Here is an 11,637-nt window from a genome sequence, read left to right as displayed (position 1 = left end):
AATTTGATGATTACCACCAGCAGAAAGCACGCTTGGCTGAATATTTCCGCCAATCTGCGGCAGAAATCGTCGGCAAGCAAGATCTCCGTGTCGATCTGCCGTTTCATTTAGCTCTCTCCGTCATTGAAATGCGCCCCAACAACGGCGTAGCCCCGCAACCCCTACGCGAGGACAGCTTGCCGGAACAAGCAATTATGCTTGCAGACGCCGCGCTGGCGGTGTTGAGTGCAGAAATACCAGATAATCGGGAACAACGGACCCTTGACTTATTGGCACCTGCTAGCAACGCCTAGCCAGCAAAGGGCAGACTGGTTGCCAATCAAGGAAGTGTGCACAACACACAAGGCAAACCTAAACGTTGTATTCGTCGGCCGATTACGTGGCAATACAAGGTGACATCTAAGGTTTTAAGGATTAAGGATATTCACTGAAAGGATAGATTGTGCGTATAGCAGTTCTCGTAAAAGAAGTGCCGGACACATCCAAGCCACGGGTTTTGAACTTAGAAACCGGTCTTGTGCAACGACACGACAGCGAATCCAACGTCGAGTTGAGCCTTGATGAAATTAGCGAGCGCGCGGTCGAGGCTGCGCTACAGCTAAGGGAGCAGTACTCCGAAGCACTCAACGAGGAAATCACGATCGATGCCGTGACGATGGCGCCGGAAGCAGCGCTTTCTTCACTCCGTAAAGCGTTATCCCTCGGTGCTGATGAAGCCGTGCATATTCACGACGAAGCTTTGCTCGGAGCAGACCTTACGGTAACCGCCGAAGTCCTTGCTGCCGCTATCCGTAAATGCGGCTACGATTTAGTGATCACTGGTGATGCATCAACGGATGGCGCATCCAGCGCATTACCGGCCATGTTGGCCGAACATCTTGGATATTTTTTACTGAGTCGATTAGCCTCCTTAACCATCCAAGCCGATCGCGAACCCGATTCCTTGATTCTCGAAGCGTCCCGAACCACCACGAGCGCACGCCAGACCTTGCAGGCAGCCTGCCCAGCCGTAGTCTCAGTCACTGACGCGTTTCCAGCACCACGCTTCCCGAACTTCAAAGCGATCATGGCGGGAAAGAAAAAGCCGGTTACCACGCTCAGTCTGAATGAGCTAGGCGTCAACGCAGAAGATTTCTCCCATCCCCGCGCCATCATGACTGCCGTGCAGAAAGCACCACCGCGCGAGGCAGGCAGCAAGATACACGACGACGGTACCGGTGCAGAAAAAATCGTCGAATACCTCGAGAGCAAAAAGCTAATCTAAGCCGTTTTAGGAGCAATTTCCATGACCTACCCGGACAACAGTGTGCTCGTCGCGTGCGATTTATCTCCAGATGGTGCCACCCCCGAGGCTGTAGCCGAATTGTGTGGCGCAGCCAGTACCATCGGCACTCCTGTCGTTTTAGCCATTTCGTCGGCAGAAATCAGCAAGGAATCTCAAGATTTGCTCGCTCAAGCTGGTGCCGCTTATATAGCTACCGCAGATTCCGCCCAGGCTTCGCTTGGGTTCGCTATCGATGCTTTAGAACAAGCCGCTGCGGAATTCTCTCCTGTGGCCACGCTGTGTTTAGCTGATTCCTTCGGCAGTGATCTTGCGGGACGCGCATCGGTACGACTAAAACAAGCATTGCTTACAGACGTCACCGGCGTCGACCGCGATGAAGAAGGAATTATCGCTTACCATTCAGTCCTCGGTGACAGCCACCGAGTCACCTCTGCCGCAACTTTCGGCTCGCCAATCATCACGCTGCGACCTGGTGTTGTTGAAGTTCGTGCTAAGGCAAGTGCCGGCGAGATCGTGTCGCTAAACGTGAATGCACGCACAAAAAACGCCACAATCACCGAAATTATTCAGACCGAGTCTTCGGCGACACGACCAGCATTAACCAGCGCTAAAACCGTCGTATCAGGCGGACGTGCCTTTAGTTCAAAAGAAGAATTCGGCGCCGTCGAAAAGCTTGCCGACGCACTGGGCGCAGCAATCGGAGCTTCCCGGGCAGCGGTCGATGCTGGCTGTGTCGACCGTTCGGCACAGGTTGGTCAAGCAGGCACCTCGATCCAGCCAAACCTCTATTTCGCGTTAGGTATTTCCGGGGCCCTGCAGCATCTTACGGGCATGCAAGCTTCGAAACACATCATCGCCGTGAACAAAGATGAACAGGCGCCGATTTTTGAGGTCGCTGATTTCGGCGTCGTCGGAGATGTCTTTGAAGTCGTTCCGCAGCTTACCGCGCTGCTCGAGCAGCGAAAGGGATAATCCATGTCTTCTACGCCAATCCTTCGCCGCGGTTTGCCACGCACCGAAGGCGGTGCACCTTGGCCGCCCGTTGGCAACGCACAGCTCGACGAAGCTCTCACCGAGCGTGGGCAGGCTGCCGATGCTACTTCCTCTATGCCGACGCAAACGGAATCTAGCGTCCGCCTCAGGCAGGGACTTCCCCGCCTGGCTGGCGGTGCACCTTGGCCGCCCGTAAAGGAAGCCGGAATCGAAACTGTTTCGACCGCACCGCCTGCCCCCGCAGAAACCGATGTCGCCAAAGCCGCCGATACCACCACCGATGCCGCAGCCGCCGCCACCACAACAGCGACCCAGGCTGCTGCGCCCCAAGCTACAGCGACCCAAGCTGCTGCGACAGAGACTCAGGCTCCCGCTGCACCAGAACGCCCGGCGCACGCAGCTGGTCCAGAATCTAATTCACCATCAACAAAAGATTCAGCAGCCCCCTCGAACACGAACACAGAAAAAACCCCAGTTCTCGACCGCGAGTATGGTCCTTTTAGCGCACGACAATGGCTCGGTGGTGGTGCGCTTATACTCGGCGGCATCATCCTTGTGGCTGCGATCATCGTGTTATCGTCGCGATGGTTCCTGAGCACCGACACGGGCGCGAACTTTATCGCGGATTACAACGGACACCCCGGACTCCCGGGCAGCACCCCCACCGGTATTCCCGCATGGTTGTCATGGCAGCATTTCTTGAACTTCTTTTTCATGGCGCTCATCGTCAAGACTGGTATTTCAATCCGTTATGAGCGCAAAGCCCCTGCTTATTGGGCTCCGAAAAATAATTCTTCACAAAAAATGAGCCTGACAATTTGGATTCACCTGGTCATTGACCTGCTGTGGATCATCAACGGTGCAGTCTTTTTTGTTTTGCTTTTCGCCACGGGACATTGGGCTCGTATCGTTCCCACCAGCCTCGATATATTTCCGCATGCGGCTTCCGCTGCGTTGCAATACGCCTCGTTAGATTGGCCCACAGAAAATGGTTGGGTGCATTACAACGGTTTACAGTTGCTGTTCTATTTCGTCACCGTTTTCATCGTCGCCCCGATGGCAATCGCCACTGGGTTCAGGATGTCAGCCTTCTGGCCTAAATCAGAAGCACTTAGTAAACTCTATCCAATCAGCATCGCACGAAAACTCCACTTCCCGATCGCACTGTATTTTGCCGTGTTTATCGTCATTCACGTGCTCATGGTCTTTGCGACGGGCGCACTCCGCAACCTCAACCACATGTGGGCAGCACAAGGCGATCCAGACCCTACCGTGTACGCAGGTAACTGGACCGGATTCATTTTCTTCGTCATTGGATTAGCGCTAACGACGGCAGCAGCCGTCCTTGCACGCCCAATGGTCCTGGCGCCGGTCGCGCGACTTTTCGGCACCGTGACAGCTCGATAGGAAAAATACTTCATGCCTAATTCAACCGGAGAGCGTATGCCAGAACCTGAAAACACCGCTGCAGGGTCCGTGCCCGCTAGTGACAATTCACCGCGCTTACTCGAAGTCTCGATGCCCGATGAATCAACCTCGCAAGTGCGCATTTTCGAACCACGAGATCATGGCTACGAAGGTCCTTTAGGCACCGCCGAAAGCGAAATACGCAAGCCTCTGGTTGTTATCTGGCCTGGTTTTGGCATGGGCGCTCGGTATTTCGATCCTATGGGTCGAGAGCTAGCCAGTCGCGGCTACCACGTCGCCAGCGGAGAATTACGCGGGCAGGGAACGTCGACGGCCAGGGCAACCCGCAAACACACCTGGGGTTACCATCATCTTGCTTCACAGGACTATCCGCTAACCATTCGTGCGGTTAAGCAGGACCTCGGTTTGGATGCCGACTACCCCACCATCTTGCTGTGCCATTCTCTTGGTGGCCAGATTGCCCCGCTCTTTTTCACGCGCAGCGAAGCCAGCCAGCTCAACGTCCAAGGAATGTTCGGCGTCGGCGTCGGCAGCCCCTATTATCCGGGGTATTCCGGAGCTATACGACGAAAACTGCGAATTGGCATGATTGTAATTCGCGCAATCGTCACGGTTATTGGCTACCAACCCGCCGGGAAATTGGATCTCCCAGGCTATGGGCGTCAAGCCAAGCACAAGATGCTGGAATGGAGTCATTACTCTCGTACAAACCAGCAACGCGGCTTGCTCGGAGAAGACCGTGACTACGAAGATGCGAAGCATGAGCTGAGCATTCCAGTCATGCTCACGCGATTCGACAATGACCGCGACTGCACTCCTGGTGCAATGGAAAACTTGGCGGCGGGAATCCCCAACGCGGATGTAGTTATCAAAAATTATTCCGAGCAATTAGGCCATAACCGCTGGGCTCGTAAACCACAGTTGATCGCCGACCGCTTCGACGAATTCGTGACTACATTGCACGATTAGGCGTGAACTGTGAACTAGCTGTCGCCATAGCTATCGTGATCGTCTGCTTCGGCAAGCATGGCAGCAACCGCCATCGGCGTGCTCTGCTCGCGGATTAATTCGCCACCTGCCCAGTGGTAGACGTGCCGGGACGAATTGATCAACCCAGCTGCAAGTTGTACGCGTAGCCTTGCGCGCTCATAGTCAAGCTCAGGCCGACACCGTTGCAATACTTCAACCCACATATGCAGGTACGCCATCTGCAGCGACTTCACCCGCGACAAATCTTCGTCGACAAGATTACGGATTTCGCGTTCTTGCACCCGAATCAAATCAGGCTCTGTAGCGGCGATGTGGGTTTGCGCGGCCACCAGCGCAGTCAATACAGCTCGCGGGTCAGATTCTGTACCGTGCTCGGCCATGACTTCACGCCCGCGGGCGACCAAGCGCGAAGAAATATCGATTAATAGCTGTGCCAGCATATCGTCTTTGCTGGAAAAATACCGGTATACCCCGGGGCCAGAAATGCCGACTGCTGCGCCAACATCTGCCAGTCGGGTCTGGTGAAATCCACGCTCGGCAATGATGCGCGCCGCCTCACGGAATAGCGCAGTGCGACGACGCTCTTTCGCCTGCGAACGTGCAGTCGAATTCGGTGCCACTAGTGGAAGAAGTGCCGGGTTCCTGTGAAGTACAAAGCTACGCCGGCTTTTTCTGCAGCAGCGATGACTTCCTCGTCGCGAATCGAACCACCAGGTGAGACTACGGCTTTCACACCGGCATCCAGAAGCACCTCGAGGCCATCAGCGAACGGGAAAAACGCATCGGATGCTGCAACCGAGCCGACGGCACGCTGTTCATCGTCGGCAAGCGTATTGGCGCGCTCAACAGCCAAGCGTGCGGAATCCACGCGGTTGACCTGTCCCATGCCCACGCCGACGGTGGCTGAGCCGCGTGAGAGCACGATTGCGTTCGACTTCACCGAACGAACCGCACGCCACGCGAATTCCAGGTCCGCTAGTACCTCATCGTTAACCGGTTCACCGGCAGCCAACTTCCAGTTCGCAGCTTGATCGCCTTCCGCCTGGTAGCGGTCTGGCTCTTGGTACAACACGCCACCGGAAATCACTTTGGTATCCCAGGAGCCCATTTCATCTTCGTCTGCAGCCAACGGGGTTGCGCCGGCTGCGAACTCGGCATCCTCAACCTGCAAGATACGAATATTCTTCTTAGCCTGCAGAATTTCGACTGCGCCGTCTTCAAAACCTGGCGCCAAGATCACTTCGGTGAACACATCAGCAACTTGGCGCGCCATGTCGACGCTGACTGGACGGTTCGTAGCAATGACACCGCCGAATGCAGAAACTGGATCGCAAGCGTGGGCATTGCGGTGCGCTTCGGCGATGGATGCATCCGAGACGGCGATGCCACATGGATTGGCGTGCTTAATAATCGCGACGCACGGCCGCTGGTGATCATGCGCAGCACGCCAGGCCGCTTCAGCATCTTGGTAGTTATTGAAGCTCATTTCTTTACCGTGCAACTGCTGTGCGTTTGCCACCCCTCCAGCGCCCGGAATGCGCTCGAGGTAGGCAGCCTGGTGTGGGTTTTCGCCATAGCGCAGTTGAGTTGCTGGAACATCAGAAGCAAGTTCTGATTCCGAGTTATCTTCTGCATCGGCGACGAGCTCGGCAAACATCCAAGACGAAACAGCTGAATCATATTTCGAGGTATGCGTGAAAGCCTCCAGCGCCAGCTGTCGACGTTCTGCGAGACTGAATCCCTCGCCGGCAACGGCACGTTCCACTGCACCGTAATTTGCAGGATCAACGACGACGGCGACCGAATTATGGTTCTTGGCAGCCGCACGCACCATCGCAGGCCCACCAATATCGATCTTTTCAATGCAGTCTTCTACCCCTGCGCCGGAGGCTACAGTTTCTTCGAACGGATAGAGGTTCACGACCACGAGATCGAACGCTGCAATCTCGAGTTTTTCTAGCTGGTCACGGTGGTCTTGCTTGGTACGGTCAGCCAAAATACCGCCGTGTACGCGCGGGTGCAGGGTTTTGACACGACCATCGAAGCATTCCGGGAACCCAGTGATTTCTTCTACTGGCGTGACCTCGACACCAGAGTCTGCAATGCCCCTTGCAGTGGAGCCGGTCGAGACAATTTCGACGCCAGCGGCAGAGAGTGCACGTGCTAGGTCTTCCAATCCGGTTTTGTCGTAGACGCTGATCAGTGCGCGAGAAATCTTGGTGTTGGCCACGGTGTTGGATCCTTTGGTCGTTGGTTCGTTGTTGGTATTCGCTGCTTGCGCGGGCTGAGCTGAACTCGCTGTATCTACGTTATCTGCATTAGTCATGATGAAAAACTACCTCGCTCGAAGCATCATCTACTGTGGCAGAACGTAGAAGTGAAACCAGTAGTTCTCGCTCAACTTGCTTGATCCGTTCGTGCAGTGCGGACTCCCCCTCGCCGGCGTGAATTTTCACTGCACGCTGCGCGATAATCGGGCCAGTATCCACGCCTTCGTCAACATAATGCACCGTCGAGCCAGTCACTTTCACGCCGTATTCCAATGCATCTCGAACCGCATGGGCGCCGGGAAAGGCTGGTAAAAGTGCCGGATGGGTATTGATGAGTCGGCCATTAAACTTTTGGACGAAGCTCGGGCCCAGAATTTTCATGAACCCAGCAGACACAATCAAGTCCGGCTTGCCGACGGCGTTGGCTAGTTCTTCATCCCAGCTCGCTCGATTCTCACGCATCGGGACGACGGCGGTCTTAACGCCTACTGCTCGTGCGCGGTCGAGCGCTGGGCATTCGCGGTCAGAGACCACGAGGTCGACGGTGTAGTTTTCGTCTTGGTTATCCAGAAGGGCTTGTAATAATGTGCCGCTTCCCGAAACTAAGGCTGTTAGTCGCAGTGGAATACTCACATCTGACCAGACTACTCGGTACGGTAGCCTTCGTCACTTTTCTGTGCTCTCGTCGCGGTCTGCAGAATCGTTTCCGTTGTCGGCGTCATCCGTGTGTCCGGAGTCGTTGTCAGCCTCAACTACGTCCTCCTCAACTACGCCCTCCTCGGCGGCACTGTCAGCTGTGTCTTCCTCAACAGCGCTGTCAACAACGTCTTCCCCGACTGCAGAATCTTCCACATCTGAGTTTTCTAGATTCGAGCTTTCTTCCTCTGCGTACTCTGAGTACTCCGCATCATCACCGAAGGCATTATCTTCTGGATCGAAGTCATCCACGCCCGCGTTCTCAGTAGCCTCAGTAGTCTGAGCAATGGCAGCAGACTCATAATTTTCGGCGACAAGCGCGGATGCTTGACGACGCTGGAAAACGAACAGCATCAGGGTCACCGCCAGCGCAATGCCACCAATCCAAATAAGGGCCAAACTTGCGGTCCACAGGACCGGCACACCAGTGTTGTCATAAGCACCGATTTCACCGCCCGACAGGTAGCCCGCTGCAGCCATGAGCAACCAAGCCGAAAGCCCTGCACTCAAAGTTGCAATTGGGCTCGGTCGTATCCGCCACATCACCACGACGATGACTGCGATAGGAACGAATAGTCCGACCCAACCCCAGCTTGCCGACGACGCTGGTACCAGCCCCATGATCGGCACCGGCGGTAGCGGCACTAGATGGGTTTCAAACAAGGACACACTCGCGGCTCCGAATTGATACTCGGATCCAAACAACACACCAGCAACACCAATGATCGCATTAGGGATATACAGCAGCGAAAGCACGATCAACGCCAGCTTGCCACCTGATTGTGCCTGCGGATATGCCACCATAATTTCTTCTTGCTTCCCCCAGGACAAGGCGAACAGCACTATCCCTACGCCGAGAGCAGCCAAGCTCAACCACCCTAGCGTCTTCGCACCGAGAACAATTCCATCGACGATTGACGACGGCACGCGGTATCGCCGCGCAAGCGCACGCCATGCCTTCGGCCCGAGTCCGCAGACAAAAGCCAACAGATGGATGATCAATACGGAAAGAAACACTGAAGCGATTGGCGGGACCGCAACGGGATAGACCGCCTGTGCGTCTGCCAGCATCAATAACGCAATAACGGTTAAGACCAGCGGTATCACCAGCGACCAAGCAAACACCATCAGCAAGTCGATGATGCTAAATCGTTTCCGAACAGTGGCGTTAACTTGGCGCGCACTCAACGCAATGGTAACCAGCGCTGGAGCTAAAGGTACCGCGGAGATGACCACGTCCTCCCCCGCAACCGGCGCAGCTTGAAAGATCAACCATGCTATCGCGATGACGGTGGGCAAAATTGCGACCGACTGGGAAGAGATAAGCAGCGCAGTAACAGCGATGACGATGACCGACATGATGAGCACCAGATGCGGGACAGCCAGCATCAACCCCACCTTGCGTATACGCTGACGCATGGTCAATTCTGCAGCAGCAGGCGCGGTTTTCTTTCGTTCTGGTGTCCGTTGTCCACGCTTGCCCGACGTCGCACCTCGCAGAGAACTCCCCCGGTATTGCCGGGCAGAGCCGACAGGTGCAGCGTTTGCAGTACTCCGGGGGCGACGGTGCGGACGGCGCACAGAACGGGAATGCGGGCTAGAGTTGCTATTCATCGCCTTCTACTTTGCCATGTTCGCGCAACAAGGCCATCGCGGCACGTCGAATTCCTGCATCAATCGCGCAGTTCTACGTGCATTACTCTGCACTAAGCTGCGGCTCCACGACCGACGTCACAAGCAGCTCAGACCCCATCTTTTTTCACAACTTCACCACTTTTTTCGGCAGGGTACACCCATCTAAGGGAAAACTCAGTGATCTCTAAAGATTTTTCCCGAAATAAGTTGATCGATCGACGTTGAGACATTATTGTTACATTCGTTAGATAACAGACAGGTTACAATTCAGTGTCGCGCTTAACGGTCAAGATTCTGCCCACAAAACGCCACTGAGAATTAATCGAGAATTGCTGCAACAGGAACGGAAACTATTGATGCAAGGTTCTTCCATTCACTCCCGTGGGGGTCGCCACCGCAAGGTCAACGCGTCACAAACTGTTAAAGGACGCATTGCCCTAGTTACTGTGGCTGCGGGTACGGTCTCGACTGCTGGTATCGGTGGCGCGACTGCTGGGCAGCTTAACGCCACGGAGATCACCGAGCAGGATTCCACTGTCGACGCCGGTACCACTGACGTGGACTACACCCTGGCGACTAATGCGGATGCCCTCATCCCTTCGTCGACCGTTGCTCCACAGATCCTAGAGATTAACGAGTTCCGCCCAGTATCCAATTTGGCAGAACAGCTTGATAAGGCCATTGCTCATTCCACGGAACGCATCGCCGCGGATCTCAGCTCCCGCCTACCTAGCATCGTGAAGCCTGCCGAAGGCGTATTCACTTCCGGATTCGGCCCTCGTTGGGGTTCTTTCCATAACGGCATTGACATCGCCAACGCCAATGGAACTCCAATCCTGGCGATCATGGACGGTGTTGTCATCGATTCCGGCCCTGCTTCTGGTTACGGTAACTGGATTCGCATTCAGCATGAGGACGGCACAATCTCGCTGTACGGACACATGGAATCCCTAGATGTTGCTGTCGGCCAGCAAGTTCACGCCGGCCAGCGCATCGCGGGCATGGGCAACCAAGGTTTTTCGACTGGCACCCACCTGCATTTCGAGGTACACCCGGGTGGCGGTGGGCCAGTTGACCCCGCTGCTTGGCTCGCAGAGCGTGGCATTTCCGTCTAAGCACTTCGCTCACTGCCCCTGCAGGAGCAATAGCGCTTTTATAACTCCATCTTTTCCACTCACACCGCAAGCTTGTTTGCAGCAATTCTTGCAGCGGTGTGAGTGGATTTTTTATTGCCACTTTCGGTTACTTCCTCTCAATCACCCAAGCCTCGCCAGACGGCGACTCGCGCCATACCGCCCCTAAAAATCACCCCTAGAAATCACCCCCAGAATCTATCCCCACAAACCCCAATAATCACAATATTCACTAGCGCAACACGCCGTGTGAGCTGGCAAATTACGGTTCTTTACGCAAAATAACCCATCAACCTGCACTTATGGCATTGCCATCACAAATAAATAACGGTAGCTTTAACGATGTTCTGAAAACGCTTCTAAGAAAGCCAGCGCTTTCGGTACTCGTAAGACTGCACGATTTTAGACGGGATCTTGTATGAAGCCTTCTCACCGCTTTCGACGGCTAGCCATGGTTTTGAGTGTCGCCGGCCTCGCGGTCGCTGTGAGCTCCACTGGTTTCGCACCAGCAGCACAAGCTAAACCGGCCTTGACGGCAACTGTTAATCCTGCCAGCTCTGAGGCCCCCGCCATCAACGGCTATGACATCGATGCTTTGCTTCGCGTCGCAGAGGGTCTGGCATCAACTGTTCAGGAATTGAACAAGAATGGTGGTACCCCGTCGTTGCAAACCAGCAGCGAGGCTTTAGAGATCATTATCGACCCGCTGACTGCTCCAGAGGCAAACCGTACTGAAGCCATCGCTAAGGCCGTACCATCGACGAGCTATATGACTGCCGATAAAGGCACCGCTGCTGATGGTCGCACCGTGGTATTCCCAACCGAAGGTATTTTCACCTCACCTTTCGGCCCCCGCTGGGGTCGGATTCACCAGGGAATCGATATCGGCAACAGCATCGGCACCCCGATCTATTCGATCATGGATGGCACCGTCATCAGCGCCGGTCCAGCCCAAGGATATGGCAAATGGGTGCGCGTCCAGCATGACAACGGAGAAATCTCGATCTACGGCCACGTGAACTCGTACAACGTGAGCGTTGGCCAGAAGGTCAAAGCTGGTGAGCAGATTGCCACCATGGGCAACGAAGGCCACTCGACTGGCCCGCACCTGCATTTCGAAATCCGACCTGACGGTACGACACCGGTGGATCCGGTGCCGTGGTTTGCACAACGAGGGATCACCGTCCGCGGCGCCAAATAGTTGAGT

Annotated in this window: 10 protein-coding genes and 1 pseudogene; 7 read left to right on the top strand and 4 right to left on the bottom strand. The window is 55.1% G+C overall.

Annotated elements, in window-relative coordinates:
- The 5 genes and pseudogenes from RCH87_RS01795 to RCH87_RS01775 form a co-directional block, all read left to right on the top strand.
- A pseudogene (locus RCH87_RS01795) lies at positions 1-293 on the top strand (TetR/AcrR family transcriptional regulator); the annotation flags it as partial.
- A gap of 149 nt (positions 294-442) precedes the next feature.
- On the top strand, positions 443-1,264 hold the full coding sequence (locus RCH87_RS01790) for an electron transfer flavoprotein subunit beta/FixA family protein (RefSeq protein ID WP_306515041.1): 822 nt from the start codon (positions 443-445) through the stop codon (positions 1,262-1,264).
- A 21-nt stretch (positions 1,265-1,285) separates the two neighbouring features.
- Entirely contained in the window at positions 1,286-2,257 is a 972-nt protein-coding gene (locus RCH87_RS01785; protein WP_306515040.1) for an electron transfer flavoprotein subunit alpha/FixB family protein, read from the top strand.
- 3 nt (positions 2,258-2,260) lie between these two features.
- Positions 2,261-3,685 carry a cytochrome b/b6 domain-containing protein gene (locus RCH87_RS01780; RefSeq protein WP_306515039.1) on the top strand — a complete coding sequence of 475 codons (1,425 nt, stop codon included), beginning with the start codon at positions 2,261-2,263 and terminating at the stop codon, positions 3,683-3,685.
- Between the two features lie 12 nt (positions 3,686-3,697).
- On the top strand, positions 3,698-4,675 hold the full coding sequence (locus RCH87_RS01775; protein ID WP_306515038.1) for an alpha/beta fold hydrolase: 978 nt from the start codon (positions 3,698-3,700) through the stop codon (positions 4,673-4,675).
- Positions 4,676-4,689: 14 nt separating this feature from the next.
- Here RCH87_RS01775 and RCH87_RS01770 read toward each other — a convergent pair whose 3' ends face one another.
- From RCH87_RS01770 to RCH87_RS01755, 4 genes are read right to left on the bottom strand one after another with little or no spacing between them, the layout of a single operon-like run.
- A complete protein-coding gene (locus RCH87_RS01770; RefSeq protein ID WP_306515037.1) occupies positions 4,690-5,316 on the bottom strand; it encodes a TetR/AcrR family transcriptional regulator in 627 nt (208 codons plus the stop codon).
- Entirely contained in the window at positions 5,316-7,022 is a 1,707-nt protein-coding gene (purH, locus tag RCH87_RS01765; RefSeq protein ID WP_306515036.1) for a bifunctional phosphoribosylaminoimidazolecarboxamide formyltransferase/IMP cyclohydrolase, read from the bottom strand. The genes RCH87_RS01770 and purH overlap by 1 nt, the downstream gene beginning before the upstream one ends.
- Complete coding sequence (gene purN, locus RCH87_RS01760) at positions 7,015-7,599, bottom strand: phosphoribosylglycinamide formyltransferase (RefSeq protein WP_306515035.1); 585 nt, start codon at positions 7,597-7,599, stop codon at positions 7,015-7,017. The genes purH and purN overlap by 8 nt, the downstream gene beginning before the upstream one ends.
- Positions 7,600-7,632: 33 nt before the next feature.
- Positions 7,633-9,276: a DUF6350 family protein gene (locus tag RCH87_RS01755; protein ID WP_306515033.1), complete on the bottom strand. Its 1,644-nt coding sequence runs from the start codon at positions 9,274-9,276 to the stop codon at positions 7,633-7,635.
- 377 nt (positions 9,277-9,653) lie between these two features.
- Here RCH87_RS01755 and RCH87_RS01750 point away from each other — a divergent pair, with 377 nt between their 5' ends.
- Together RCH87_RS01750 and RCH87_RS01745 are read left to right on the top strand one after the other, a co-directional pair.
- On the top strand, positions 9,654-10,412 hold the full coding sequence (locus RCH87_RS01750) for a M23 family metallopeptidase (protein WP_306515031.1): 759 nt from the start codon (positions 9,654-9,656) through the stop codon (positions 10,410-10,412).
- Between the two features lie 436 nt (positions 10,413-10,848).
- Complete coding sequence (locus RCH87_RS01745; protein WP_306515030.1) at positions 10,849-11,631, top strand: M23 family metallopeptidase; 783 nt, start codon at positions 10,849-10,851, stop codon at positions 11,629-11,631.
- Positions 11,632-11,637 lie beyond the last annotated feature (6 nt).

Origin of the sequence: Corynebacterium sp. (assembly GCF_030826625.1) — a bacterium.
Lineage (GTDB): Bacteria > Actinomycetota > Actinomycetes > Mycobacteriales > Mycobacteriaceae > Corynebacterium.
The sequence above is the reverse complement of the archived record's forward strand: the minus strand, read 5'-3'. Positions and strand labels throughout refer to the sequence as shown.